The sequence below is a fragment of the Neisseria sp. genome (assembly GCF_030530745.1).
In the GTDB taxonomy this organism is placed as follows: domain Bacteria; phylum Pseudomonadota; class Gammaproteobacteria; order Burkholderiales; family Neisseriaceae; genus Neisseria.
On record NZ_JAUMUI010000005.1, the window covers coordinates 26,769 to 50,460 of the forward strand.

29 protein-coding genes are annotated in these 23,692 nt (G+C 55.7%); 8 read left to right on the plus strand and 21 right to left on the minus strand.

Annotated elements, in window-relative coordinates; all coding sequences use genetic code 11:
- The first annotated feature begins 57 nt into the window (after positions 1 to 57).
- Positions 58 to 1,044, plus strand: a complete 987-nt coding sequence (gene lipA, locus Q3970_RS03105) for a lipoyl synthase (protein ID WP_303099146.1) — start codon at positions 58 to 60, stop codon at positions 1,042 to 1,044.
- Positions 1,045 to 1,342: 298 nt separating this feature from the next.
- On the opposite strand, the gene Q3970_RS03110 is transcribed toward lipA, so the two are convergent.
- The 4 genes from Q3970_RS03110 to Q3970_RS03125 form a co-directional block, all read right to left on the minus strand.
- Positions 1,343 to 2,311, minus strand: coding sequence for a GTP-binding protein (locus Q3970_RS03110; RefSeq protein ID WP_303099147.1), 969 nt, complete (start codon positions 2,309 to 2,311; stop codon positions 1,343 to 1,345).
- 9 nt (positions 2,312 to 2,320) lie between these two features.
- Positions 2,321 to 2,608: a hypothetical protein gene (locus Q3970_RS03115; protein WP_303099148.1), complete on the minus strand. Its 288-nt coding sequence runs from the start codon at positions 2,606 to 2,608 to the stop codon at positions 2,321 to 2,323.
- Between the two features lie 75 nt (positions 2,609 to 2,683).
- Complete coding sequence (locus Q3970_RS03120) at positions 2,684 to 3,031, minus strand: VOC family protein (protein WP_303099149.1); 348 nt, start codon at positions 3,029 to 3,031, stop codon at positions 2,684 to 2,686.
- 101 nt (positions 3,032 to 3,132) lie between these two features.
- Positions 3,133 to 4,017: a polysaccharide deacetylase gene (locus tag Q3970_RS03125; RefSeq protein WP_303099150.1), complete on the minus strand. Its 885-nt coding sequence runs from the start codon at positions 4,015 to 4,017 to the stop codon at positions 3,133 to 3,135.
- A 688-nt stretch (positions 4,018 to 4,705) separates the two neighbouring features.
- Here Q3970_RS03125 and Q3970_RS10710 point away from each other — a divergent pair.
- A complete protein-coding gene (locus Q3970_RS10710; RefSeq protein WP_368494367.1) occupies positions 4,706 to 4,936 on the plus strand; it encodes a class IIb bacteriocin, lactobin A/cerein 7B family in 231 nt (76 codons plus the stop codon).
- A gap of 357 nt (positions 4,937 to 5,293) precedes the next feature.
- On the opposite strand, the gene frdD is transcribed toward Q3970_RS10710, so the two are convergent.
- The 7 genes from frdD to folB form a co-directional block, all read right to left on the minus strand.
- Positions 5,294 to 5,644, minus strand: a complete 351-nt coding sequence (frdD, locus tag Q3970_RS03130; protein WP_303099151.1) for a fumarate reductase subunit FrdD — start codon at positions 5,642 to 5,644, stop codon at positions 5,294 to 5,296.
- Between the two features lie 12 nt (positions 5,645 to 5,656).
- Positions 5,657 to 6,049 carry a hypothetical protein gene (locus Q3970_RS03135; RefSeq protein ID WP_303099152.1) on the minus strand — a complete coding sequence of 131 codons (393 nt, stop codon included), beginning with the start codon at positions 6,047 to 6,049 and terminating at the stop codon, positions 5,657 to 5,659.
- Position 6,050: 1 nt separating this feature from the next.
- Positions 6,051 to 6,794, minus strand: coding sequence for a succinate dehydrogenase/fumarate reductase iron-sulfur subunit (locus Q3970_RS03140; protein WP_303099153.1), 744 nt, complete (start codon positions 6,792 to 6,794; stop codon positions 6,051 to 6,053).
- Positions 6,791 to 8,563, minus strand: a complete 1,773-nt coding sequence (gene frdA, locus Q3970_RS03145; RefSeq protein ID WP_303099154.1) for a fumarate reductase (quinol) flavoprotein subunit — start codon at positions 8,561 to 8,563, stop codon at positions 6,791 to 6,793. Before frdA ends, Q3970_RS03140 begins: the two co-directional genes overlap by 4 nt.
- Positions 8,564 to 8,940: 377 nt before the next feature.
- Positions 8,941 to 9,465: a hypothetical protein gene (locus tag Q3970_RS03150; protein ID WP_303099217.1), complete on the minus strand. Its 525-nt coding sequence runs from the start codon at positions 9,463 to 9,465 to the stop codon at positions 8,941 to 8,943.
- 271 nt (positions 9,466 to 9,736) lie between these two features.
- Entirely contained in the window at positions 9,737 to 10,360 is a 624-nt protein-coding gene (locus Q3970_RS03155) for a flavin prenyltransferase UbiX (protein WP_303099155.1), read from the minus strand.
- A 135-nt stretch (positions 10,361 to 10,495) separates the two neighbouring features.
- Positions 10,496 to 10,846, minus strand: a complete 351-nt coding sequence (folB, locus tag Q3970_RS03160; RefSeq protein ID WP_303099156.1) for a dihydroneopterin aldolase — start codon at positions 10,844 to 10,846, stop codon at positions 10,496 to 10,498.
- Between the two features lie 61 nt (positions 10,847 to 10,907).
- Here folB and plsY point away from each other — a divergent pair, with 61 nt between their 5' ends.
- A complete protein-coding gene (gene plsY, locus Q3970_RS03165; protein ID WP_303099157.1) occupies positions 10,908 to 11,540 on the plus strand; it encodes a glycerol-3-phosphate 1-O-acyltransferase PlsY in 633 nt (210 codons plus the stop codon).
- Positions 11,541 to 11,607: 67 nt separating this feature from the next.
- A complete protein-coding gene (locus Q3970_RS03170) occupies positions 11,608 to 13,116 on the plus strand; it encodes a patatin-like phospholipase family protein (RefSeq protein ID WP_303099158.1) in 1,509 nt (502 codons plus the stop codon).
- A 142-nt stretch (positions 13,117 to 13,258) separates the two neighbouring features.
- On the opposite strand, the gene pth is transcribed toward Q3970_RS03170, so the two are convergent.
- The 4 genes from pth to Q3970_RS03190 form a co-directional block, all read right to left on the minus strand.
- A complete protein-coding gene (gene pth / locus Q3970_RS03175) occupies positions 13,259 to 13,834 on the minus strand; it encodes an aminoacyl-tRNA hydrolase (RefSeq protein WP_303099159.1) in 576 nt (191 codons plus the stop codon).
- A gap of 63 nt (positions 13,835 to 13,897) precedes the next feature.
- On the minus strand, positions 13,898 to 14,179 hold the full coding sequence (locus tag Q3970_RS03180) for an RnfH family protein (protein ID WP_303099160.1): 282 nt from the start codon (positions 14,177 to 14,179) through the stop codon (positions 13,898 to 13,900).
- A complete protein-coding gene (locus Q3970_RS03185) occupies positions 14,172 to 14,603 on the minus strand; it encodes a type II toxin-antitoxin system RatA family toxin (RefSeq protein ID WP_303099161.1) in 432 nt (143 codons plus the stop codon). Before Q3970_RS03185 ends, Q3970_RS03180 begins: the two co-directional genes overlap by 8 nt.
- A gap of 60 nt (positions 14,604 to 14,663) precedes the next feature.
- A complete protein-coding gene (locus Q3970_RS03190; protein ID WP_303099162.1) occupies positions 14,664 to 15,338 on the minus strand; it encodes a sulfite exporter TauE/SafE family protein in 675 nt (224 codons plus the stop codon).
- A gap of 291 nt (positions 15,339 to 15,629) precedes the next feature.
- Between Q3970_RS03190 and lysM the strand changes: the two genes are divergently transcribed.
- Positions 15,630 to 16,106: a peptidoglycan-binding protein LysM gene (gene lysM / locus Q3970_RS03195; RefSeq protein ID WP_303099163.1), complete on the plus strand. Its 477-nt coding sequence runs from the start codon at positions 15,630 to 15,632 to the stop codon at positions 16,104 to 16,106.
- A gap of 74 nt (positions 16,107 to 16,180) precedes the next feature.
- On the opposite strand, the gene Q3970_RS03200 is transcribed toward lysM, so the two are convergent.
- On the minus strand, positions 16,181 to 17,227 hold the full coding sequence (locus Q3970_RS03200; RefSeq protein ID WP_303099164.1) for a Gfo/Idh/MocA family oxidoreductase: 1,047 nt from the start codon (positions 17,225 to 17,227) through the stop codon (positions 16,181 to 16,183).
- A 303-nt stretch (positions 17,228 to 17,530) separates the two neighbouring features.
- Between Q3970_RS03200 and rbfA the strand changes: the two genes are divergently transcribed.
- Positions 17,531 to 17,902, plus strand: a complete 372-nt coding sequence (gene rbfA, locus Q3970_RS03205) for a 30S ribosome-binding factor RbfA (RefSeq protein WP_303099165.1) — start codon at positions 17,531 to 17,533, stop codon at positions 17,900 to 17,902.
- 69 nt (positions 17,903 to 17,971) lie between these two features.
- A complete protein-coding gene (truB, locus tag Q3970_RS03210) occupies positions 17,972 to 18,871 on the plus strand; it encodes a tRNA pseudouridine(55) synthase TruB (RefSeq protein ID WP_303099166.1) in 900 nt (299 codons plus the stop codon).
- 210 nt (positions 18,872 to 19,081) lie between these two features.
- On the opposite strand, the gene Q3970_RS03215 is transcribed toward truB, so the two are convergent.
- Both Q3970_RS03215 and Q3970_RS03220 read right to left on the minus strand, forming a co-directional pair.
- Positions 19,082 to 19,522, minus strand: coding sequence for a hypothetical protein (locus Q3970_RS03215; RefSeq protein WP_303099167.1), 441 nt, complete (start codon positions 19,520 to 19,522; stop codon positions 19,082 to 19,084).
- Positions 19,506 to 20,822: a homoserine dehydrogenase gene (locus tag Q3970_RS03220; protein ID WP_303099168.1), complete on the minus strand. Its 1,317-nt coding sequence runs from the start codon at positions 20,820 to 20,822 to the stop codon at positions 19,506 to 19,508. Before Q3970_RS03220 ends, Q3970_RS03215 begins: the two co-directional genes overlap by 17 nt.
- Before the next feature lie 119 nt (positions 20,823 to 20,941).
- Here Q3970_RS03220 and Q3970_RS03225 point away from each other — a divergent pair, with 119 nt between their 5' ends.
- The gene (locus tag Q3970_RS03225) at positions 20,942 to 21,316 is read left to right on the plus strand and encodes an Mth938-like domain-containing protein (protein ID WP_303099169.1); all 375 of its coding nucleotides are present in this window, start codon (positions 20,942 to 20,944) and stop codon (positions 21,314 to 21,316) included.
- A gap of 134 nt (positions 21,317 to 21,450) precedes the next feature.
- Here Q3970_RS03225 and glp read toward each other — a convergent pair whose 3' ends face one another.
- The 3 genes from glp to Q3970_RS03240 are packed head-to-tail and all read right to left on the minus strand — an operon-like array spanning position 21,451 to position 23,692.
- Entirely contained in the window at positions 21,451 to 22,650 is a 1,200-nt protein-coding gene (gene glp, locus Q3970_RS03230) for a gephyrin-like molybdotransferase Glp (RefSeq protein WP_303099170.1), read from the minus strand.
- Positions 22,644 to 23,228 carry a molybdenum cofactor guanylyltransferase MobA gene (gene mobA / locus Q3970_RS03235; RefSeq protein WP_303099171.1) on the minus strand — a complete coding sequence of 195 codons (585 nt, stop codon included), beginning with the start codon at positions 23,226 to 23,228 and terminating at the stop codon, positions 22,644 to 22,646. The genes glp and mobA overlap by 7 nt, the downstream gene beginning before the upstream one ends.
- Positions 23,225 to 23,692, minus strand: coding sequence for a molybdenum cofactor biosynthesis protein MoaE (locus Q3970_RS03240; RefSeq protein WP_303099172.1), 468 nt, complete (start codon positions 23,690 to 23,692; stop codon positions 23,225 to 23,227). Before Q3970_RS03240 ends, mobA begins: the two co-directional genes overlap by 4 nt.

Here is a 23,692-nt window from a genome sequence, read left to right on the forward strand (position 1 = left end):
TTCCTGCCGAATGCCTTACAATATCTCTTGGCACACTCATTAACCCGAATATCAATCATGAACAACGAAACCGTCAAATCAAACAACGCCCAAGGCGTCAAACACAAAGGCGCCGCCAAAACCGCACGCATCCCCATCAAAGTGGTGCCGCTGGAAGAAAAGCTCAAAAAACCCGAATGGATACGCGCCAAACTGCCCACAGGCAAGAAGTTTTTTGAAATCAAAAATATCTTGCGCGACCAGAAAATGCACACCGTGTGCGAAGAAGCCAGCTGCCCCAATATCGGCGAATGCTTCAGCAAAGGCACCGCCACCTTTATGATTATGGGCGACATCTGCACCCGCCGCTGCCCCTTCTGCGACGTGGGCCACGGCCGTCCCAACCCGCTCGACCCCGACGAACCGAAAAACCTGGCCGAAAGCGTGGCCGCCATGAAACTGCGCTATGTGGTCATCACTTCGGTTGACCGCGACGACCTGCGCGACGGCGGCGCCCAGCATTTCGCCGACTGCATCAGCGCCATCCGCGAAAAAAGCCCGCAAACCAAAATCGAAATTCTCGTGCCCGACTTCCGCGGCCGTCTGGATATTGCGCTGGACATTCTGGCCAAAACCCCGCCCGATGTGATGAACCACAACCTCGAAACCCACCCCCGCCTCTACAAACAGGCGCGCCCCGGTTCCGATTACCAACACTCGCTCGAACTCTTGCGCCGCTATAAAGAAATGATGCCCCACATTCCGACCAAGTCCGGCATTATGGTGGGTTTGGGCGAAACCGACGAAGAAGTGCGCGAAATCATGCGCGATATGCGCGCGCACAACATCGAAATGATTACCGTCGGCCAATACCTGCAACCTTCAGACGGCCACCTGCCCGTGCTGCGCTATGTTACGCCGCAACAGTTCAAAGCTTTCGAGCAGGAAGCTTACGAAATGGGCTTCACCAACGCCGCCATCGGCGCCATGGTCAGAAGTTCTTACCACGCCGACGAACAGGCTTCGCAGGCTTTGCAGGAAGACGTTTTAAACGTTAATCTTTAAACCAAGCTGTTTTTAAAACATCAGGCCGCCTGAAAATCATTTTCAGACGGCCTGATACTTTTGCAAACCGTGCCGGTATTTCGAAACTTCTGCTTCATACTATAGCGGATTCAATTACTTCGACACACGGCAGCAAGCCGCAGGCAGTGCAAGCAGTACGGAATCGGTTCTGTTGCCGCTTCAGCGGCTTGCAAAACCGTTCTCTTCGGGCCAAGGCGCGGCAACGCCGTAGCGGAAGTTAAATTAATCCGCTATAACAATCAATTATCACCGATTAACCTCAAAAGATCTTACTCCCTCAGGCCTGCCGTATTCCTAGAACCTGCCGCCTGAATGATACTTCCACCTTTTCCGCATCCAGCCCCGCCATAATCAACACCAGTTGCGAGTCGCGGTTGCTATCGGGCCATTGGGCAAGGTGTTGCGGCGGGTAGACCATGTGCTGAACGCCGTTAACCAGCACGGGGTAGTCTTCGCCGATGTTCAGAATGCCTTTTATCCGCAACACGGCTTTGCCGTGCGCATGCAGCAGGGCCGACAGCCATACTCCGAAAGCCGTCCAGTCGACAGGTTCGGCAATGCGCAGTGCCAGTGAATGCACGCCGCCGTGGGCAGAAATATTTTTGGCACGGTAGGCCGCCTCTCGGGGGGTGCGGATACCGCCGGGCAGTTTGCCGAAGTCGGGCAATGGGTCGTGCAGGCCGTGGCGCAATACGGCTGCACCCGGCAGCATGGCGGCAAAGTGGTTCTCCAGCCGTTGCACGGCAGCCTCGGGGGCGATATCGGCCTTGCTGATCAGGATAACGTCTGCGGCGGCTACCTGCCGCGCCCACACCGTGTTGCCGCTTTGCGCCATTTCATGGCCGTTTACGGCGTCGGCCACGGTGATGGTGCGCGCCACCGCCACTTGGTGGCTGAGCAGCGGGTCGGCCTGCATGGTGGCGATAATGGGCGTCGGCTCGGCCAAGCCGGTGGTTTCAATTACGATTTTCTGAAACGGCGGCACGGTTTTTTGCGCACGCGCATCCAGCAGGCCGACCAGCGCTTCTTTCAGCTCGCCGCGTATCTGGCAGCACAGGCAGCCCGAATCGAGCAGCACCACATTGGGCGCAACCGGCGCAACCAGTTGCTGGTCGATACCGACCTCGCCGAATTCATTAATCAGCACGGCGGTGTCGCCGTAGTTTTCCTGCGCCAGCATTTTTTGCAGTACGGTGGTTTTGCCGGCACCGAGAAAGCCGGTCAGCACGGTCACGGGAATCGGCATGGCGGCCTCCTAATCCAACGGGTCGAAAGGTTTGCCGCCGATGCGTTCCACCGCCAGCCAGATTTCGCTTAAGTTTTCGGCCAGTGCGGTTTTGCCGGTAGCACCGCTCAATTGATACTGTGCCCCCTGCCAGTCGCTGACCTTGATATGGTGCGGCGCAAGCAGACGGTTGATGATGGTGATACGGTGCGCGCGCAGGCGGCGGCGTTGAATGCTGTCGCTGCTTTGTTCTCCGTTGCTTTCGAGACGTGTGGCCCAGTGGGCCTCTTCGCCGAATATACCGCATAATCCGCACATAAACTAAGCCTCCTGATTTCAATAAAGACCGTATGAAAAACACCAAACAAAATTTTGTGTTTCAGACGAGATGGATTATTGTTCCGACCAAACCGCCAGCTCATTGCCTGCCGGGTCGCGGAAGTGAAAACGTTTACCGCCGGGAAACTCAAAAGTTTCTTGCGTAATCACACCGCCGGCCTGCTGCACCTGCCTATAGGCGGCATCAAGATTATCGCTGTAAATCACCACCAACGGCAAAAGGGGGGCATGGTCGGAACACATACCGCTTCCTACTCCGCTGTCTTGCGTATCGATATAGTCGCCGCCCCAGTTTTGATACTGCCAGCCGAACACTTGGCGGTAAAAATTTTGTGCGGCAGTTAGAGCCTCCCTGTCAGCAGCAGGAAATTCGATATAGCTGATTTGATTAGGCTTAGGCAAAACAGGACTCCTTTAATTCGCTCACTTGATTAGTTTTCTACTTAAAAACTTAAAATAAGGCCGTCTGAAAGATTTTTACTTTCAGACGGCCTTTGCAGGTTTTATTTCCATTCGCGCGGATTACGGGCGATGAAGTCGTCGGCGATTTGGTCGAAGGTGCACCACTCTACGCCTTCGTGGCCGCTGATGTATTCGATCAGGCGTTCGTGCATGAGCAGCACTTGCGGGCGGCCGGAGACGTCGGGGTGGACGGTCATGGTGAAGACGGCGTAGTCGTTTTCGCGGTATACCCAGTCGAACTGGTCGCGCCACATTTGTTCGATGTCGCGCGGGTTAACGAAGCCGTGGCTGTTGGGTGATTTTTTGATGAACATCATCGGCGGCAGGTCGTCGAGGTACCAGTTGGCGGGGATTTCCACCAGCGGGGTTTCTTCGCCGCGTACCAGCGGTTTCATCCAGTGGTCGGGGTGTTTGCTGTAGTCGATTTTGGTCCAGCTGTCGCCTACGCGCACGTAATACGGGTGGAAGTCGTTGTGCATGAGCGAGTGGTCGTATTTGATGCCGCGCTCCAGCAGGAGTTCGTTGGTGACGGGGCTGAATTCCCACCATGGGGCGACGTAGCCGGTCGGGCGTTTGCCCGCCAGTTCGGTAATCAGCTCCAGCGAGCGGTCGAGTACGGCGGTTTCCTGTTCGCGGGTCATGGCGATCGGGTTTTCGTGGCTGTAGCCGTGCATGCCGATTTCATGGCCGCGCCGCGCCACTTCTTTCATCTGTTCGGGGAAGGTTTCGACCGAATGGCCGGGAATGAACCAAGTGGTTTTGAGTTTGTATTTGTCGAACAGATCCAACAGGCGCAGGGAACCGACTTCGCCCGCAAACAGGCCGCGCGAAATGTCGTCGGGGCTGTCTTCGCCGCCGTATGAGCCGAGCCAGCCGGCCACTGCGTCCACATCAACACCGTAGGCTACGAGAATTTTCTTTACCATTGCTTGCTACTCCTGTGGTTTGCACCTGCGCACACGGGCGGGTACGGTCGGGCGCGTTGCACAAAACGAATGCCCGTTGAAACCTGCTTACCGTTTTATTCGCGGCAGCGCACGCGGCAAAAACGGTAAGCGGGTTCCAAACACAGTATAACAGCGCACACCTGAAAAACCTGCTTTATTTCCTTAATTTACAGCCCTATCCTGTCGGCACGCTTTGTTTCCATAATAAAGAAAATCAAATTTTGTTTACCCGAAATTTATGCAATTTAGATAAAATATACGGTACAGCCATGCTCGCAACGGCAGAAACCCAAGCAGAGCGTGCCTTCCACCGGCATATACCCTGCAGTTTGCTGCCTTCGTTGCCAAGCCGAACAATTCATGCATATATGAAAAAACTGCTTTTATATAAAATATGCATACCTCTTCGGAGTGGATAAAGCTTGATTTTCTTAACAATATCAACACCTCGACAGACAGGCCTGTTTATGCCATAAACCATATAGGAAAATATTGCAAAACATATGCATATGGCTATAGGGTAAATAAACTCAAACCATTATTTTCAAAAAAAAAAATAGTAATAAAACTTTGGAAACAATAACTAGACAACATGCTCTAAGCAGGCAGATACACCTTGAAACGAGGGGTGTCTGTTTTCTTTTTTGTTTTTTTAAGGAGTATGATTATGAAAGAATTGAATGCCACCGAATTGAAACAGGTTAGCGGCGGTGTTGAGCCGATGACTTTGTTTAACCTAGCTGTAGGTGCGGTAACCCTCCTCTCCGCAGCTCAGACACATCGCAAAGGAATTAAGCAAGCTATCAGAGGGGCCAAACGCAATTATAGGACAAGTATCAGGAATTTCCGTAGAGGAAACGGGGGAAGTGCCGTATACGTAGGCTCTACTTTTCACTAAAAGCGATGTACCAATACGCAACCGGTAGGGCAGATGCGACTAACGCCCAAACGGCATAACTGCAAATATACCCCTACCCCAACGCCGTCTGAAATATTTTCAGACGGCGTTTTGCAGCAAGCGTAGCCTGCATAATCCACACCACCGCATGCGTGGCTGCGCCACACACCCTACCGCCGATTCAACGTTTGCCGGCTTCAGGCGCAGCAAGCGTAACCTGCATAATCCACACCACCGCGTGCATGGCTGCGCCACACACCCTTGGGCACGCACGCGTTGTTCGGGGTAGCGAAATCCATACATAAGGCCGTCTGAAAGTTTCAGACGGCCTGTTGCATCACTTTTACCTAAAAGGCTTTAAAACCAGCCTTTGAGCAAAGTAAAAACAAACACCACCACGGCAAAAGCGTAAAAGCCCAAGCGGGTGCGGTTGCCTACATGAACGTGCATATCGTGCAGAATATAGTAGAAACGGTGTACGCCGTGCCACAAGATGGTAAACACCACGGCGCACAGCACCAGATACACCAATTTGTTGCTCACAAAACCGTGCACGCTGTCGTAAAAATCGGCCGGGCTGCCCAATATGCCGAACGGCAGCAGCAGGCACAACACCACCAGCACAGGTGCGAGGATGATGGCGGCAACGGTGCCGCCGGCGGAGAAAATGCCCCAATACAAAGGCTTCATGTGTTTGTTGCTCATCATTCTGCTCCTCTGTCAGGCCAATACGGCAACCAGTAACACCAACACTACGAACACTGCGGCAAACGCCCCCCAGCTGGCTTTCACCAATACCGCAGCAGGCACGAATTTTTCGCCTTTCTGTATCGGCATCGCCTTGGGCACGGCTTCAAACCAGGTTTTGCTGTTGAAACAGGCAGCGGCAACGGCCAACAGGTTAAACAGCACCACCAGCGGGTTTGTCTGCATTTCCACCCAGCCGGCCCACGCATCAAAGCTGCCGGCCAACGAGGCTAAGCCGCAAAACAGATTGAGGGCGGCAAATGCCACCGGCACGCTGGTCAGCTCGCGCAGCATATAGAGTTTGAAAAAGCGGTTTTGCATATACCAATCGGCCGGCTGCTTGGCGGTATAAGGTTTGCGGCTCATATTACGCCTCCTCTTTTTTCAGGTTGGACAACGCCCAAAACGGCACGGCTGCGGCTTTGGCCTGCTGGATGGCGCCGGCGGGATCAACGTGTTTCGGGCATACTTCCGAGCAGTAACCCACAAACGTGCACGGCCAAATGCCGTTTTCGCCGTTCATCACTTTAAAGCGTGCGGCTTTGCCGGTATCGCGGTTGTCGAGGTTGTAGCGGTGCGCCAGCGCGGTGGCGGCCGGGCCGAGAAAATCGGCGTTCAAACCCACCTGCGGGCAGGCCTGATAACACAGCATGCAATTGATGCACATGGTGTATTGCTTGAATTTGGCCAGCTCGGCAGGTGTTTGGCGGTATTCCTTATCGGCCAGCGCACGCGGGTTTTTGTTGATGATATAGGGTTTGACCGACTCGAGTTTTTCGATAAACGGATCGGCATCCACAATCAAATCTTTTTCGATGGGAAACTGATCGAGCGCGCCCACGGTAATTTTACCTACCGCAGCATATTCGCGCACGAAAGTGGAACAGGCGAGTTTGGGTTCGCCGTTGACCACCATGCCGCACGAGCCGCACACTTCCATACGGCACGACCAGCGGTAAGCCAGCTCCGGTTCGAAATCGTCTTTCACCAGCGCGAGTGCGTCCAGAATCGACATATCCTGCGTCCACTCGATATCGAACACCTGCGGCCACGGTTTTTCGTCGACACCCGGGCGGTAGCGCATCACTTCCAGTTTGATGGTATTGCTCATGATTTTTTCTCCCCTTCTGCACCGTAAACCCGTTTGGCGGGCTGCGATTTGGTGATTAACACGCTGCTGTATTCAATCTGCGGGGGTTCTTGGCCGCCGCGGTAAAAACTCAGGGTGTGTTTGAGGAAGTTTTCGTCGTCGCGATCGGGGAAATCCAAACGCTGGTGTGCGCCGCGCGACTCGGTGCGGGCGTCGGCCGAATAAATCATTGCCTCGGCCACATCCAACAGATAACCCAGTTCGATGGTGGTGAGCCAGTCGGTGTTGTAGGTGTCGGAATGGTCGGTTACGCGCACATTCTGATAGCGCGCTTTCAAATCGCGGATGGCGGCTTTGGCGCGCGCACCGTTTTCGGCGCTGCGGTAAATGCCCACTTCGGCTTCCATCATCGCGCCCAGTTCGCGGCGGATGTCGGCCGGTTTCTCAGTGCCGCCGGTACGGTTTTTCAATTCGGCAAACGGTTGGTAAGCCTGCTCTGCCAACGCGGCGAACGCTTCGCGGCTCAAGCCGCTGCCGGCAGTTTGCGCGTGTTTCAGCGCATCTTCACCCGCCACTTTGCCGAATACGCACAGCTCGGCCAGCGAATTCGAACCCAAACGGTTGGCGCCGTGCAGGCCCACCGACGAACATTCGCCCACGGCAAACAGCCCTTTGATGCGGGTTTCGCAACGCTGGTTGGTTTCGATGCCGCCCATGGTGTAGTGCGCGGTCGGGCGTACCGGAATCGGCTCGTGCACGGGATCGACGCCCACGAATTTCTGCGCCAGCGAGCGGATAAACGGCAGCCGCTCATTGATGAAGTCTTCGCCCAGATGGCGCAAATCCAAATGCACCGCATCGCCGCGCGGCGTGCTGATGGTGCGGCCGGCTTTCCATTCGTGGTAGAACGCCTGCGACAGGCGGTCGCGCGGCCCCAGTTCCATATATTTGTTTTTCGGCTCGCCGATGGGCGTTTCCGGGCCTAAGCCGTAATCCTGCAAATAACGGTAGCCGTCTTTGTTCACCAAGATACCGCCTTCGCCGCGGCAGCCTTCGGTCATCAGAATGCCCGAACCGGGCAGGCCGGTGGGGTGGTATTGAACAAACTCCATATCGCGCAGCGGCACGCCGTGGCGGTAGGCCATCGCCATGCCGTCGCCGGTTACGATGCCGCCGTTGGTGTTGAAAGCAAACACGCGCCCTGCACCGCCGGTGGCGATAATCACGCTTTTCGCCTGCACCGCGCGCACCGCGCCTTCTTGCAGGCCGTAACACAACACGCCGGCCAATTCGCCGTTGTCGATTAACAAATCAAGCGCGAAATGTTCGTCCAAGCGTTTGATGTTGGGATACTGCATTGAAGTTTGGAACAAAGTGTGCAGCATATGGAAGCCGGTTTTGTCTGCGGCAAACCAGGTGCGCGGAATCTTCATGCCGCCGAAACGGCGCACGTTGGCGCGGCCGTCCGGCAGGCGCGACCACGGGCAGCCCCAATGTTCCATCTGAATCATTTCTTCGGTGGCGTGCTCGACAAAATACTGCACCACATCCTGCTCGCACAGCCAGTCGCCGCCCGAAACGGTGTCGTTGAAGTGGTTTTCGAGCGAATCGTCGTCGCGCACCACACCGGCCGAACCGCCTTCCGCCGCCACGGTGTGGCTGCGCATCGGATAAACTTTGGAAATCAGGTGTACGGTTTTGTCGGGTGCGGCGCGCGCGACTTCAATCGCCGCCCGCAAGCCCGCACCACCCGCGCCCACAATCGCCACATCGGTTTGGATGATGTCCATATTGTCTGCCTTTTCTTGTCGGTAGTCGGTTGTGTTATTAAACAACATTGTAAACAAATCCTGTAACTGCCTTTTGACAAAAGGCAAATTTAGCCGAATCTCGTCGGTTTTAACCGTAAAAAAGGCCGTCTGAAAGGGCGGCCCTGCCGAAATAAAGAAATCTAATGAAACAAAATAAGAAACAAGCAAGCTGCCACTTCAAGCGGTATGGCTGTATTGCACGGTTCTGTTTGGTGCGGTTTAAAAGAAATTACATTTGGTTTAACAACTCAAGGCCGTCTGAAAACTTATCACGCGTTATGCAAAGCGCGTTTTATACCCTTATGACTGAAGAATGCCGATGCCGGTTAATAGCGGCTATGATACCCGTCAACACATCATTTCAATTGCCAAACCTCAAAAGCAGGCAGACATTTTTTTAATGCCAAACTGTTGGCAACGATGTTGCCGCAATCGCTCAGGCTCAATCCGGTTTCGGCAATCAGCAGGTTGGCGGGGCGGCCTGCGTGCAAACTCATGCGGATTCCGGCGGGAACAAACGGCAGTTTGTGGCGGGCGGCAAAAGCGGCGGCGCGGCGGTTGGCCAGTTTGAGCATAGGCGTGAGGGTAACGTCGAGATGAAAGCGGCGCACGCCCAAAACAATGATGCGGGCAGCAAACCAATCGGCTTCTTCGGTAAACACGTCCGGGCTGCGGCTGTCGAAATCATGACGCATGGCGGCAATCAGTGTGGCAACGGTGCGGATTTGCGGCAACAATGCCTCGCTCACTTGGATACCGCCGGTTTGCGGCAGCCCGGTGGCGCATAAATCGCTGCGGCGGGTGCTGCCGTCAACAATCAGATGGCAGCGGTGCAAGGCGGTAGGTTGTGTTTGGGCGGTGTGTAAGGCGGCGGTTTTCATATTCTGCTCCTGTTCGGTGTTTTTCATCTGTTTACAGGCGGCGGATTTTTAAAACCGACAAAAAGCCGCCTGAAAATTCGGGCGGCTCTGTTTCGCGTTTGCTTAAAGTTTATCCGGCATTTCAGACAAGCGCAAAAAAGTACCGCACGTTTGTGTGGTACCAATAAAAATAAGCAAAGGGGCGAATGTTTGAAATATTCATGGCACTAATCTAAAGCAAAGCATCGGAAGTTGTCAATATCCATTGTGCAATTGCAGCAGTAATTCCATTTTATTTCTCTCCCCATTTCGGTATCAACATGTGCGGTATGCGCAATTGGTCGAGGATGCGCGCCACCACAAAGTCCACCAAATCGCCGACCGACTTCGGATGGTGGTAAAACCCGGGCGAAGGCGGCAAGATAACCGCACCCAAACGGGCAAGAGCGAGCAGGTTTTCGAGATGCAGCGCCGACAGCGGCGCTTCACGCGGTACCACCACCAGCGGACGGCGCTCTTTCAGGCACACATCTGCGGCGCGTTCGATCAAATGGTCGGAAGTACCGTGCGCTACCGCCGCCACAACGCCCATACTGGCCGGGCAGATAATCATGGCATCGGCGGGGTTGGTGCCCGAAGCCGGCGGCGCGAACCATTCGTCTTTGCCGAACACCCGCAACTGCTGCGCAGAAACGCCGTATTTTTCGCATAACAACGCCTGACAGGCGGCGGGCGACGAAGGCAGGGCAAGGTTTGCCTCCTGCTGCGCCACCACTTGCGCAGCTTGGGAATACAGCAGCCACACGGTTTTACCGCTTTGCAGCAGGCATTCGAGCAGGCGGATACCGTAGGGCATGCCCGATGCGCCGGTAAAGGCCAGGGTAACGGTTTGTATCGGATGCGGCTGGGTATTCATAGGCAGGGGAATCTGTAAAAACGGTGAATATAATACGGTGTTGTTTTCAGACGGCCGATAAACTTACAAACGGCCCGGATATGGCGCACCGTGAAAATTTAGCAAAGGCCGTCTGAAAAACGGTTTGATTTGTTTTCAATCGACGCTGCGTTCGATTTCTACACCCACTTCGCGCACATCGGGCAGAATACCGGGCTTCACAATCCTCACCCGCACCCATAGTGCGCCGAAGTCGGACAACACCAAATCGGCAACGTGTTCCGCCAATGCTTCGAGCAGCAAAAAACGCTGGTTTTTCAGGCTGGCGCGCACGGCTTCGCACACGTCGGCATAATGTACGGTGTTGTTGATATCGTCGTCCGCACCCGATTTTTCAGGCACGCCGACAACCAGATCCAACAGCAGGGTTTGCGGCTGCTCGCGCTCCCAATCGTACACGCCGATCAAGGTTTCGGCTTTCATGCCGTGTAAAAAAATTTTATCCATTTTCAGTTGCGCCGTTTTCACGTTAAAATCAGTTTTCCATTCTAAAACAAAAGTTGCTGTAATGTTTAATTTCTTGGTTGTAACAGCCGGTTATGTAATCGGCTCGCTTTCTTTTGCGGTGATTGTGTCAAAATTTTACGGCATGGCCGACCCGCGCACCTACGGCTCGGGCAACCCCGGTGCCACCAATGTTTTACGCAGCGGCCAGAAAAAAGCGGCGGCCTTAACCCTGTTGGGCGATGCGCTCAAAGGCTTGGTGGCCGTGCTGCTGGCAAAATGGCTGCAAGAGCCGCTCGGTTTGGATTCCGCAACCATCGCCTTGGTTGCCGTGGCCGCTCTGGCAGGCCATATGTGGCCGGTATTCTTCAACTTCAAAGGCGGCAAAGGCGTGGCCACCGCTTTGGGCGTGCTGCTCGCACTATCATGGCCGGCCGCTTTGGTTTGCGCCGCCGTTTGGCTGGTGATGGCTTTCGGCTTTAAAGTGTCTTCACTGGCTGCGCTGACCGCCGCCGTCATCAGCCCACTGGCGGCCTGGTTCTTTATGCCCTACCCTTCGTGGGCTTTGTCGACGGTTGTTATCGCCCTCTTGGTGCTTTACCGGCATAAAAGCAATATCAGCAACCTGTTGAGCGGGAAAGAGGGGAAAATCGGCGAAAAAACCACCGTACAACAACCGGATAAAGAAACCGAATAAAACCAATCACAAAGCAGCCCGGGCTGCTTTTTTACGTTTGACTCAAAGGCAAAGGATACGGAACGAAATGACGGGCAAACACATGTGCTTTTCAAACGGCCTGAAAAAATATCTGGCCGCATCGGCCGCTTTTTTGATGTCGTCGTGCGCGCTGGTGCAATACCAGCCGTTGCAAACCATTCAAACCGTCGATACCGGAAAAGGCTACCGCCTCGAAAAAAACTTCAACCGCGCCGGAGCCGACGATACTTTTGTAATACTGATGTTTTCCGGCGGCGGCACGCGTGCGGCGGCTTTGGGCTACGGCGTGCTGGAAGAGTTGAACCGCCAGAAAATCAATTTCGGCAGTAAAGAACAAAGCCTGCTCGAAAGCGTCGATTTGGTTTACGGCGTTTCGGGCGGTTCGGTGCTGGCGGCCTATTTTTCGCTGCACGGCAAAGAAACCGTTCCCGCGTTCGAGCGCCGCTTTTTAAAGCAGAACTTCCAGCGGCAGTTTACCAAGCAGGTATTTTCGTTTGCCAACCTGCCCCGTCTTACCTCACCCGAATACGGCCGCGGCGACCTGCTGCAGGAGCAGTTTGAAAACACCCTGTTCCGCAATGCCACTTTCGACGACCTCGACAAACGCCGAAAAGGCCCGTTTGCCGTTATTTCCGCCACCGACATGGCGGCGGGCAGCCGCTTGGATTTTATTCAGGAACACTTCGACGCCATGTGTCTGAACCTGTCAGATTTGCGCATTGCCCGTGCTGTGGCCGCCTCCAGCGCCGTACCGCTCGTATTCAGCCCGATTACGCTCAACAACAACGGCGGCAACTGCGGTTATGTGTTGCCCGAGCGCTTGCGGCATACGCCAACCAACGGCAGCGTAGGCAGGCTGCAGCAGCAAACCCGCCAAGAGCTTACCCACACTTACCACAGCCAATATAACGACAGCGCCAAACGCCCGTATATCCACCTGCTCGACGGCGGCCTCACCGACAACCTCGGCCTGCGCGGCGTGTTGGATATTGTTGATGCGCGCTCCGGCGAAGCCCTGCAAAAACAAGTAACCGCAGAAAATATCCGCCGCATCGTGATTATCAACGTGAACGCACAAAACCAGATTACCAGCCGTATCGACCAATCGCCCGCCATTCCCGGCTTTGCCGACGTGGTGGCCGCCATTGTCGATATTCCCATCGACAAATATTCGCAAGAATCTCTGCGGCGCTTCCGCGCTTTTGCCGACCAATGGAACGAAAACGCCGCCAAACAGCCCGACGGCGAAAAGCGCAGCATGTATTTCGTGAGCCTTAATCTGCGCGACCTGCCCGAATCGCAGCTGCGTAAAAACGTGTTGAACATCCCCACCACGTTTTACCTGCCCCATAACGACATCAACGATTTGAAATCCGCCGCACGCGCCCTGCTGCAGCAATCGGGCGAATACAAGCGTCTGTTGAAGGATTTTTCGGCACAACCGGCGCAACCTGCCGAAACGGAAACAGCCCGGCCCGTATGGTTTGTGGGCGAAGGGCCGCAACTGCCCGGCAAAAGCGCCAAAACCGGTTATGATGCCCCGTGGGCGCAATAATGAAAGCACATTATTAAAAACCCGCCTGACTGATCAGGGCCCTCAGCAAAAACGGCTTAAGGCCGTCTGAAAACCGGCAGCGCGCAGTTTCTGCTGCGTCGGCAGTTTTCAGACGGCCTGTTTCATCCGTTAAACAAAACAATCACTTGCTGTGCAGAAACCGCACTGCTTCTTCCCACCCGCCCGACAAGACCAGCGGCAGCCCCTGCAGGGATTTGGCAACGGCATCTTCGATTGCCTGCCTCTCTTCCGCGCCGGGTTTGTTGAGCACATAGCCAACCACCAAATTGCGGTCGCCGGGGTGGCCGATACCCAAACGCAGGCGGTAGAAATTCGGGGTGCCGAGCCTGGCTTGGATGTCTTTCAAACCGTTGTGGCCGCCGTTGCCGCCGCCGAGTTTGAAGCGGATGCGCCCGCAGGGGATATCAAGCTCGTCGTGCACCACCAGGATTTCTTCGGGCTTGATTTTGTAAAAAGAGGCTAATGCGGCCACGGCCTGGCCGGAGCGGTTCATAAAAGTGTTGGGTTTCAAGAGCCACACGTCGCCTTCGGGGCGCGCCGCTCTGGCGGTTTCGCCGAAGAATTTTTTTTCTTCTTTCAGCACGGCCTTCCAAGCCCAAGCCAATTCGTCGATAAACCAAAAGCCCGCGTTATGGCGGGTTTGGGCATATTCGGCGCCGGGGTTGCCCAGCCCCACGATTAATTTGATTTGCGGCATATTGTATTGTTAAGGCCGTCTGAAAGAAACATTTCAGGCGGCCTTTGTTTCCTATATAAAAAATCAGTTTTCTTTTTCTGCTTCAGCCCGTTTGCGGCGGGCTTCTTTGGGGTCGATAAGCAGGGGGCGGTAAACTTCTACGCGGTCTTTATCGCGCAGCACGGTGTGCTCTTTCACCGCTTTGCCGAAAATGCCCAACGGCGCGTTGCACACATCTGCTTCGGGAAATTCCTGTGCGATGCGGCTTTGCAGCACGGCTTCGCGGGCGGTTGTTCCTTCCGGCACGCGCAGGGTTTGGAGCAGTTGCTTTTCTGCCGTGCCGTAAACAACTTCGATTTCAACCATAACGGCGGTCGGCCTCTTTCACGAATGCGTCCACCAACGTGCCCGAAAGATGGCTGAACACGGGTGAAATCAGGGTGGAAAGCAATGCGCTCGAAAAATCATATTGCAGCTTGAATTCGATTTTGCAGCAGTCGTCGCCCAGCGGAATGAATTTCCATGTGCCGTGCAGGGCTTTAAACGGCCCTTCGAGCAGATTAATGCGGATTTCGCGGCCGGGAACGTTGTGGTTGTGGGTGGCAAACGATTGCTGCACGCCCATATAGTCCATAAACAGCCGCGCTTTCAGCCCGTTGCCGCTGCGCTCGATGATTTCGGTTTTGCTGTACCACGGCAGAAACTGCGGATAATCTTCCGCCCTGTCGACCAGCTCGAACATCTGTTCGGCGCTGTGCAGCACCAGCATATTTTTTTCTACGGTTTTCATGGTTTTTTAAACGCGGGAAAAGCCCGCATTATAAATGGAATCTTAAAACGGCACACGCTTTCAGACGGCCTGAAAAAACACCGCCAACTGCCAGACCGCCCAGGCAGCCACCAGCAAACCCGCCGCCAAACGCAGCGGTTTTTGCTGCAACACGTTTTTTAACTGCGCTGCAAACCACCCCATCGCCAGCAGGTTGGGCAGCGTTCCCAGCGCAAAAGCCAACATATACAAACCGCCCTGCCCCGCACTGCCGCTGCCCAAAGCATAGAGCGACGCGCTGTACACCAAACCGCACGGCAGCCAGCCCCACAGCATTCCCACACCGAAACAGGCCGGCACGCTGCGTATCGGCAGAAGCCTGTTCAGCAGCGGGTTGAGCCGCCTCCACACCGACTTGCCCAGCGATTCGACCCTCACCGCCCACGAAGACAAACCCGCCAGATAAAGCCCCAGCAGCAGCAGCAAAACATTGGCCGCCACAAACAGGCCGTTTTGCAGCCGGCTGGTTTGGTCGAGCGAAATCCCGATTTGGCCGAGCAGACCCACCAGTACGCCGATCAGCACATAGCTGGAAACGCGCCCGGCATTCAAGAGCACAATCAGCCAGAAACGGTTGATATGCGGCGGCAGTTGCAGGGCAAACGCGCTGCTTAATCCGCCGCACATGCCCACGCAATGGCTGCCACCGAAAAAGCCGAGCAGAAATAAGGTTAGCAGGGTGATGTCGCCGTTCATGGCCGTTGGTTAGGTATAAAACACGCACTATTGTAACAATATTGCCAAGAGGCCGTCTGAATTTGTAAAAGCGGGTAATATCTGCAACGGTCGGGCAACATCTTTATCTTAAGCGCGGCAATAATGCAGTATCATAATGCCGCCCGTTTATAGTCAATCAACTTAACTTTTACTACAGCGTTGCAGCGCCTTGCCGTACTACTTGTACTGTCTGCGGCTTGCTGCCTTGTATTAAAAATTAATCTGATTGACTATATACGGATTTTCCAACCATATTTTTAGGAGCAAAACATGGGCTTATTCAGCTTCATTAAAAATGCCGGCGAAAAACTGTTCGGCAAAGACGAACAGGAAGTAGCGGCTGCCGCTGCAGCCAATGCGGAAGACCTCAACGCCAAAGCGGCGGCGGCCATCCAAAGCTATATCGAACAACAAAATCTGGGGCTGAGCGGTTTGAGCGTAGCATTCGACGGTGCCAGCGGCCAAGTAACCCTGAACGGCAGCGCGCCTTCGCAAGAAGCCGCCGAAAAAGCCGTTTTGGCGGCAGGCAACGTAACCGGCGTTTCGGGCGTGCAAAACAACCTGCAATATCCCGCCGCCGCCGAAGCGCAATATCACGACGTGGTGAAAGGCGACACGTTGTCGGCCATTTCTAAAAAATACTACGGCGATGCCAACAAATATATGAAAATCTTCGAGGCCAACAAACCCATGTTGAGCCATCCCGATAAAATCTACCCGGGCCAAAAACTGCGCATTCCCGAATAATCCGGTTTTACCCTGTCCGGCAAGCAGGCCGTCTGAAAGTTTCAGACGGCCTGCTAATATTTATACAAACAAAATCAAACCTTCACCCGTGCCTTGCTTTCGGCACTCTGATAAGCCTTTTCCAGAAGTTCCAAAACCTGCGCCACCTGCTGCGGTTTCACCGCCAATCCGGCACCGTTAACCAGCACATCGTAAAGGTTGCGGTAAAACGCGCCGTAGTCGCCGCGCAAGCCTTCAAAACGTTGGCGGACCACGTTTCCTTCGGCGGTTTTCGTGTGCAGAATGCCCCATTCCGATTCGGGTTCGCGGTTCCAGCTGCCTTCGGGCGCGGCGCCTGCGGCGAGCAGGGTTTCCTGATTGTCGGCGTTCTGTTTCACATAAGAGCCGCGTTTGCCGTGCAAAGCCATAAACGGCAACGGTTCGCGCATATATTTGCCCGCCGTCAGCGAAACTTTTTTACCGTCGGGGTAATAAAACAGCATTTGAAAATTATCGTCGCTCACCGCGCCTTCGTGCTGGTAGCGCACGTCGGCATAGATTTCCTGCGGCAGGCCGAACAAATCCACCGCCATATCGGCCAGATGCGAGCCTAAGTCGTACACCAAACCCACGCCCGCCTCGCCGGTTTCTTTCCAGCCTTTTTGGTTTAAGCCTTCGGCGTAACGCTCGAAACGGATTTCGCAGTCTACAATATCGCCCAACAGGCCGTCTGAAAGCAGCTGCTTGGCGGTTAGCGGCGCGGCGTCCCAGCGGCGGTTCTGATACACCGCCAGCACCACGCCCTGCTTGTCGGCCAGCTTTGCCAGTTCGCGCGCTTCGGCTGCGGTGGCGCACAGCGGCTTTTCCACCACCACGTGCTTGCCCGCCAGCATGGCTTGTTTGGCAAACTCGAAATGGGTTTGGTTGGGCGTGGTAATCACGATTAAATCCGTATCGTCTGCCAACAGGCCGCTGAAATTGCGCACGATTTCGGCTTCGGGCAGCACTTCCTGCGCCGAGTTGCCCGAACGCTGCAACACGCGCACCACTTTAAAACGCCCGTCCGCCCGCCAAAACGGCAGGTGGAACACTTTGGCGGAAAGGCCGAAACCGGCCAGGCCGATTCTGATAGGTTGATTCATGGCGAAGCCCCTGTTTTATTGTTGAGTATGTCTAAGCCTACCGCTTTTTCAGGCCGTCTGAAAGAGAAACATAGTGGATTACATTTAAACTGATACGGCGTTGGCTCGCCTTAGCTCAAAGAGAACGATTTTGTAAGCCGCTGAAGCGGCAACAGAATCGGTTCCGTACTACCTGTACTGTCTGCGGCTCGCCGCCTTGTCTCAATTTAAATTTAATCCACTATAAGCTATAATGGCGCCGGTTGAATATCAGGCCGTCTGAAACTTTTTTCAGACGGCATCATTGATTTAAAGGATAAGTCCATGAGAAAACCCCAACGGGGCTACGCCCGCCAAGACCGCGTGAAAGAACAGATTATGCGCGAGCTGGCCGAGCTGGTGCGCAAAGGTTTGAAAGACCCGCGCGCCGGTTTCATCACCATAAATGAAGTAGAGGTTACCCGCGATTACAGCCACGCCACCGTTTACTACACCGTGCTCGACGATGCCACCCGCGAAATCACCGAAGATGCGCTCGAACACGCCAAAGGCTATCTGCGCAGCGAATTGGGCAAACGCATCAAGCTGTTCCGCATACCCGAACTGCATTTCAAATACGACGAATCGCTGGAACGCGGCATGAGCATCTCACATCTGATTGAACAGGTTGCGGCGGAAAAACCGGTGGAAGACTGAACGGAAACCGCAACCGCCCCAAGGCCGTCTGAAACACCGCCCTTTCTCCGCAACACACCGAAACCCCGTATGCACAAACCGCCCAAACGCCCCGTAAACGGCGTGCTGCTGCTCGACAAACCGCAAGGGCTGTCGAGCAACACCGCCCTGCAAAAAGCCCGCCGCCTCTACCGCGCCGAAAAAGCGGGGCACACCGGCGTGCTCGATCCGCTCGCCACCGGCCTGTTGCCCGTGTGTTTCGGCGAAGCCGCCAAATTCGCCCAATACCTGCTCGATGCCGACAAAGCCTACACCGCCACGCTGAAACTCGGCGAAGCCACCGCCACGGGCGATGCCGAAGGCGAAACCGTTGCCACCGCGCCCGCAAATATCAGCCCGGCCGCTTTTCAGACGGCCTGCCGCGCGCTAACGGGCAAAATCCGCCAAGTGCCGCCGATGTTTTCGGCGCTGAAACACGAAGGCAAACCGCTCTACGAATACGCCCGCAAAGGCATCACCATCGAACGCAAAGCGCGCGACATCGAAATCTATTCGATCAACATCCGCTCGTTCGCCCCGCCCGAGGCCGTGATTGACGTGCGTTGCAGCAAAGGCACCTATATCCGCACCCTCAGCGAAGATATCGCCAAACACACCGGCACCTTCGCCCACCTCACCGCCCTCTGCCGCACCGAAACCGCAGGCTTCACCATCGCCCAAAGCCACACCCTCGAAGCGCTCGAAGCCTTAAGCGAAGCCGAACGCGACGCACTGCTTTTGCCGTGCGACGCGCTGGTCCGGCACCTGCCTGCAACCGTTATCAGCGAACCAGCCGCCTATATGCTGCAAAAAGGCCAACGCCCGCTGTTCGACAGCCAAACCGCCGGCCTGCCCTTGCGCGTCTATCGCGAAAACGGCGCCTTTATCGGGTTGGCAGAACCGCACGAAGGCCGTCTGAAAGCAGTGCGGCTGATGAATACGGCGCAGTAGGCAGAAAACCGTTTCTCAGCGGAAGTGTTCTTGAAAGAGTGTGCGCCAACAGCCCCTAAACAACATAATAAAAACAAGTACTCCCCGCCATAATTTATTTGCCGCCATTCCTGCTTATACAGAAATGGCGGCAAAAATATTTTTCAGACGGCCTGAACGGGTTTTAAAAAGTTTCTAATTTGCCTTTATAACCGCTTTGGTGCCGGCACATTATTTCAACTTCTCCAGCCCCGCCACACACTGTCTGTCGCGTGCTTCAAAGGCTTCCGCACCGCCGAGCAGTTCGAGCTGTTCCTGCGGGCTGATTTTGCTGAACGATTGGATTTGCTTTTCGCTCAGTTTTTCCAACGGCTCATCCCACATGCAGATGCAGTAGCTTTCGATAAACTGTTCCGACTTTCCTTCCAAGCCGGCGGCTTTCAAATCGGCCTGCCATTTTTCGGAAAAAGGCACGTTTTTCACGCACGAATCCACAATCGCCTGCTTGGCTTTGGGCTTCGACAGGGCGCAGTTGGAAAGCAGGCCGAAGCCGGCAAACAGCCCCAGCACCACAAACGCCCAAATGCGTATGGTGCGGATTTTGGCGCGGGCTTTGCGGCGCTGCTCGTCCGGCGCGGGTTCGGGCGCTGCGGGTTTATCCGTTGCGGCCATGCAGGCTCTCCATGCGGATCATCACCACCGGCGCATACACTACATCGAGCGCTTCAATAGCGGCAATGGCGGTTTTGATATGCTTCTCAACCGTGCTGTGGGTCAGGATCACGATTTCGGCCAAGCTGCCGTCGAGCACGCCTTTTTGAATCAGCGCCTCGATAGAAACGTTTTCTTCGGCCAACAGGTTGGCAATCCGGCCGAGCACGCCCGGCTGGTCTTTGGCCTGCACGCGCAGGTAATAGCTGCTGGTGATTTCGTCCATCGGCAGCATGGGCTGCGCTTTGACCTGGCTGGGCTGGAAAGCCAGATGCGGCACGCGGTTGCCGGGGTCGGCGGTAATCAGGCGGCAGATGTCGATAATGTCGGCCACCACCGCGCTGGCGGTCGGCAGCGCGCCTGCGCCCGCACCGTAATACAGGGTTTCGCCCACCATATCGGCATCAACGCGCACGGCATTCATCACGCCGTTTACATTGGCCAACAGGCGGCACTCGGGAATCAGGGTGGGATGCACGCGCAATTCCACGCCTTTGGCGGTTTTGCGGGTGATGCCCAAAAGTTTCACGCGGTAGCCCAGTTCTTCGGCGTATTTGATGTCGCGGCTGTCGAGCTTGCTGATGCCTTCGAGATAACAGGCGTTGAAGTTAACGGGCGTGCCGAAAGCCAGCGCGCTCATAATGGTGATTTTGTGGCCGGCATCGTGGCCTTCGATATCGAAAGTCGGGTCGGCTTCAGCGTAGCCCAATTCCTGCGCTTTTTTCAGCACTTCGGCAAACGCGCTGCCTTTTTCGCGCATTTCGGTGAGGATGAAATTGCTGGTGCCGTTGATGATGCCCGCGATTGATTGGATATGGTTGGCCGCCAAGCCTTCGCGCAGGGCTTTGATAATCGGAATACCGCCCGCAACGGCCGCTTCAAACTGCACCATCACGTTCTTCTGCTCGGCCAGCGAAAAAATTTCGTTGCCGTATTCGGCCAAAAGTTTTTTATTGGCGGTAACGATGTGCTTGCCGTTTCCGATGGCTTCGAGCACCGCGTCTTTGGCCGCGCCGGTGCCGCCGAACAGCTCCACCACCACATCGACGTCGGCGCGCTGCACCAGCTCGAACGGGTCTTTCACAAAAACGGCTGCGGGGCAGACGGCGCGGGCTTTTTCTTCGCTCGAATCGCACACGGCCGAAATATTGACTTCGCGCCCGAGGCGGCGGCTGATTTCTGCGGCATTATCCTGCAGCACGCGGGCGGTGCCGCTGCCCACGGTGCCCAACCCTAAAATCCCGATGTTCACTGGCTTCATTCTGTCTCCTTGAGCCGTTGTATGTTAGTATTTTCAAAGCGCCAATGCTTGGCGAAAAGACCGTAATCCTACCTGAAAACGGCTTTTTCTGCATCTTTTTAACGGATTGGAACAGTTCTATGCTGATCGAAGAAACACGCCCCGAAGGGCAGGCTGCGGTTACGGCTTATGCGCCGGGCAGAATCGAAATCGACGGACAGGTTTATACGCAGGCCGTCGTGCTCGCCGGCGGGCACATCGGCAACCCCGCCAAAGCCGAACCCGCCGGCCTTTCGGCGGAAGACTTTTTTCAGACGGCCTCCGAATACGGCGGCCTGCCTGAAGTGGTGTTGGTGGGTACGGGTGAAAAACAGGTGTTTCTGCACCCGAAAACCGCCGCCCGGTTGGCCGCCGAGGGCGTGGGCTTGGAATGTATGTCCACCGCCTCCGCCTGCCGCACGTTTATGATTCTGCAAAGCGAAAAACGCAAGGTATGGGCTTGGCTGTGGCCTTAAGGAGCGGCGGACCTGTGAAGCCGATAACGATATTCAAACGTTTCAGACGGCCTCGGATAAAGATCCGGGCCGTCTGAAAACACTTTCGGGTAAAACAAACGGCAGTTTCCCCGGCGTTTGTTTTACCCGACGATTCAGGCAGGAAGCAGGTAAAGCGTTACCGTATCGCCCTCGGCTACCGTCTGCCCGGCAGGAACTTCGCATAAGGCTTCGGCAGTCAGGCAGGTGCCGAGCATGGCTGATCCTTGGTTTGGCAGCAACACGGCCTGTGTTTCGCCGTTATCGTCGATTCGGATGCCCACGCGCAGAAATTCGCGGCGCCTGATGGCTTTGCGGGTGGAAAACGCGGCTTTGGCGGTGATCTTCGGCAAAGTCCAGTTGCGTTCCTGTTTGCCCATCAGTTTATTGAGCACGGGCAGCAGCAGCAGGTAGGCGGTAACGAAGGCGGCCACGGGGTTGCCGGGCAGAACGAATACTTTGGCGTTGCCGATATGCCCCCAGGCAAAAGGCTTGCCGGGTTTGACGGCGAGTGTGTGGGTGGTAAGCGAACCGGTGTTTTCTATGGCCTGTTTCAGATAATCGGCCTCGCCCACCGATGCGCCGCCGCTGGTAACAATCACGTCGAATTTTTTGGCTGCGTAGGACAAGGCGGTTTCGGTGCGGTTCAAGTCGTCGGGCAGGATGCCGCCGTCCATCACTTGCGCGCCGCGCGTCTGCAGCCATGAAATCAGCATATAGCGGTTGGCATCGTAAATTTTACCGTCTTCCAGCGGCATGCCCGGTTCGGTAATTTCGTTGCCGCTGGAAAATACGATTACGCTGAGTTTGTCGAACACGGGCACGCGGTCGTAGCCTTGCGAGGCGGCAAGGCCGAGGGCGGCGGCGTTGAGCTTGCTGCCTTTAACCAACAGCTCTTGGCCGACGCTGATTTCTTCAGCCTGCCGCCGTATGTGCTGTCCGGGTTTGACGGCGGCGGTTACGGTGAGCGTGCCGCCGTCGGTTTCAGTTTCTTCCTGCGGCACTACGGCAGTGGCGTTTGCGGGCAGCGGCGCGCCGGTGAAAATGCGCACGGCTTCTCCTGCCTGCAACGGGGCGGCCGCAGCATCGCCCGCCTGCGTGCGGCCGGTAACGGTAAAGGTTTTCAGACGGCCTTCGGGATCGCACACGGCGTAACCGTCCATGGCGCTGTTGTCGAACAGCGGCGAGGGGTGGCGGGCGGCAAGCGGGGCGGCAAGCACGCGGTTGGCGGCTTCGCCCAATGTAAGGTTGGCGCTGCCAAGCGTGCAGGTATGGCTGTCGAGCAGGCTGCGGCGGGCGGTGTCGAAATCTAACATGATGTCGGCTCCATATCTTGCGGTGAGTTATAGTTGGAAAAGGCGGCCTCGTCGGGAAAATGCACGGGGCGGGCGTGCTGCTGTTCGAGCCAGCCGCGCAGGGTGCGCATACCGGTGTAGAGGTAATCGACGGTGCTTTGCAGCAGCTGCGGGCGCACGAACATAATGCTGTAATGCGGCTGCGCGTCGGTTTCGGCATAGAAGGCGGCGGTGGCGGGATAATCTTGCGCATCCATCAGAAAGGTAATCACCAAATCATCGGGCAGATTCGGGGTGTCACAGGGCACGATCAACAGCCAATCTACCGTGGTCAGGCGCACGTCGCTGGCGGCGGTGCTGAGGGCGGCCAGCGGCCCCAGCCCCTGCCATTGGCGGGCATCGGCAAACACATGGGGCGCACGCTCGGCATAGGCTTCGATATTGCGGTTAACGCTCACGGCTATATGGCCCACCTGTTCTTTCAGGTTGCCGACAACATGATCGATAAAGGCTTTTCCCTGCCACTCAACCAAGCCTTTGTCTTGCCCGCCCATGCGGCGGCCTTCTCCGCCCGCCATAATGAGTGCGCTGATTTTCATGTCTGCCCCTCCCATTTTTCTTTAGCGAGTGTGTCGCTCTGCTTGGCTTCCACCCAGCGTTCGAGGCCGTCTGAAAAAGTTTCTTTTTTCCAAAACGGCGCTTCGGTTTTTAAATAGTCCATGATGAATTCAGCGGCGGCAAACGCCGCTTTACGGTGTGCCGACGCGGCCAGAACCAGCACAATCTGTTCGTCTGCCGCCAGCCTGCCCACGCGGTGGATCACGGTGCAGGCGGCCAGCGGCCAGCGTTGTGAGGCTGTTTCAACGATACGCGCAATTTCGTTTTCGGTTACTTCGGGGTAATGCTCCAAAAACAGGTGCGACAAAGGCGTGGCAGTGTCGCGGTCCCGCACCAGCCCCACAAAGGCGGCCACCGCACCGATATTGCCGCCGCCGTCCAGCAGGGTGCGGTATTCTTGTTGCAGGCTGAAGTCTTCATGCTGGACACGGATAACGGGCTGCAC

Coding starts and splice junctions, on each gene's coding strand:
- lipA (WP_303099146.1), top strand. CDS start 58: ATGAACAACGAAACCGTCAAATCAAACAACGCCCAAGGCGTCAAACAC.
- Q3970_RS03110 (WP_303099147.1), bottom strand. CDS start 2,311: ATGCCGATTCCCGTGACCGTGCTGACCGGCTTTCTCGGTGCCGGCAAA.
- Q3970_RS03115 (WP_303099148.1), bottom strand. CDS start 2,608: ATGTGCGGATTATGCGGTATATTCGGCGAAGAGGCCCACTGGGCCACA.
- Q3970_RS03125 (WP_303099150.1), bottom strand. CDS start 4,017: ATGGTAAAGAAAATTCTCGTAGCCTACGGTGTTGATGTGGACGCAGTG.
- Q3970_RS10710 (WP_368494367.1), top strand. CDS start 4,706: ATGAAAGAATTGAATGCCACCGAATTGAAACAGGTTAGCGGCGGTGTT.
- frdD (WP_303099151.1), bottom strand. CDS start 5,644: ATGATGAGCAACAAACACATGAAGCCTTTGTATTGGGGCATTTTCTCC.
- Q3970_RS03135 (WP_303099152.1), bottom strand. CDS start 6,049: ATGAGCCGCAAACCTTATACCGCCAAGCAGCCGGCCGATTGGTATATG.
- Q3970_RS03140 (WP_303099153.1), bottom strand. CDS start 6,794: ATGAGCAATACCATCAAACTGGAAGTGATGCGCTACCGCCCGGGTGTC.
- frdA (WP_303099154.1), bottom strand. CDS start 8,563: ATGGACATCATCCAAACCGATGTGGCGATTGTGGGCGCGGGTGGTGCG.
- Q3970_RS03150 (WP_303099217.1), bottom strand. CDS start 9,465: ATGAAAACCGCCGCCTTACACACCGCCCAAACACAACCTACCGCCTTG.
- Q3970_RS03155 (WP_303099155.1), bottom strand. CDS start 10,360: ATGAATACCCAGCCGCATCCGATACAAACCGTTACCCTGGCCTTTACC.
- folB (WP_303099156.1), bottom strand. CDS start 10,846: ATGGATAAAATTTTTTTACACGGCATGAAAGCCGAAACCTTGATCGGC.
- plsY (WP_303099157.1), top strand. CDS start 10,908: ATGTTTAATTTCTTGGTTGTAACAGCCGGTTATGTAATCGGCTCGCTT.
- Q3970_RS03170 (WP_303099158.1), top strand. CDS start 11,608: ATGACGGGCAAACACATGTGCTTTTCAAACGGCCTGAAAAAATATCTG.
- pth (WP_303099159.1), bottom strand. CDS start 13,834: ATGCCGCAAATCAAATTAATCGTGGGGCTGGGCAACCCCGGCGCCGAA.
- Q3970_RS03180 (WP_303099160.1), bottom strand. CDS start 14,179: ATGGTTGAAATCGAAGTTGTTTACGGCACGGCAGAAAAGCAACTGCTC.
- Q3970_RS03185 (WP_303099161.1), bottom strand. CDS start 14,603: ATGAAAACCGTAGAAAAAAATATGCTGGTGCTGCACAGCGCCGAACAG.
- Q3970_RS03190 (WP_303099162.1), bottom strand. CDS start 15,338: ATGAACGGCGACATCACCCTGCTAACCTTATTTCTGCTCGGCTTTTTC.
- lysM (WP_303099163.1), top strand. CDS start 15,630: ATGGGCTTATTCAGCTTCATTAAAAATGCCGGCGAAAAACTGTTCGGC.
- Q3970_RS03200 (WP_303099164.1), bottom strand. CDS start 17,227: ATGAATCAACCTATCAGAATCGGCCTGGCCGGTTTCGGCCTTTCCGCC.
- rbfA (WP_303099165.1), top strand. CDS start 17,531: ATGAGAAAACCCCAACGGGGCTACGCCCGCCAAGACCGCGTGAAAGAA.
- truB (WP_303099166.1), top strand. CDS start 17,972: ATGCACAAACCGCCCAAACGCCCCGTAAACGGCGTGCTGCTGCTCGAC.
- Q3970_RS03215 (WP_303099167.1), bottom strand. CDS start 19,522: ATGGCCGCAACGGATAAACCCGCAGCGCCCGAACCCGCGCCGGACGAG.
- Q3970_RS03220 (WP_303099168.1), bottom strand. CDS start 20,822: ATGAAGCCAGTGAACATCGGGATTTTAGGGTTGGGCACCGTGGGCAGC.
- Q3970_RS03225 (WP_303099169.1), top strand. CDS start 20,942: ATGCTGATCGAAGAAACACGCCCCGAAGGGCAGGCTGCGGTTACGGCT.
- glp (WP_303099170.1), bottom strand. CDS start 22,650: ATGTTAGATTTCGACACCGCCCGCCGCAGCCTGCTCGACAGCCATACC.
- mobA (WP_303099171.1), bottom strand. CDS start 23,228: ATGAAAATCAGCGCACTCATTATGGCGGGCGGAGAAGGCCGCCGCATG.